The organism is Citrobacter sp. wls619 (assembly GCF_005281345.1).
Taxonomy (GTDB): Bacteria; Pseudomonadota; Gammaproteobacteria; order Enterobacterales; family Enterobacteriaceae; genus Citrobacter.
Genome location: NZ_SZXJ01000074.1, coordinates 1 through 210, shown reverse-complemented (window position 1 = coordinate 210; position 210 = coordinate 1). Strand labels below are relative to the sequence as shown.

Sequence of the window (210 nt, the reverse complement as noted above, 5' to 3'; positions counted from 1 at the left end):
CAGGAGCCTGATCCAGACGAGTGAGAAACGCCTGATACGCCTCAGGATCGGCCATAATGATGCGCTGTTCAATCAGCGCTTCCTCGGCGGCGGCGCGTGCAGCTTCCAGTACAAAATCAGTCCGGTTTTTGCCTCTGGCTTTTGCCGCCCGATCGATAAGATCGCGCTCGGCGGGCTTGATGCGCAGATTTAATGTTTCGCGCTTAATAG

General features: G+C 55.7%; 1 protein-coding gene. It reads right to left on the bottom strand.

Annotated elements, in window-relative coordinates; translation table 11 throughout:
• Positions 1-208 (bottom strand): DUF1778 domain-containing protein (locus tag FDX19_RS14255; protein ID WP_249357556.1); only part of this gene is annotated, 208 nt, incomplete at its 3' end.
• Between the last annotated feature and the right edge of the window lie 2 nt (positions 209-210).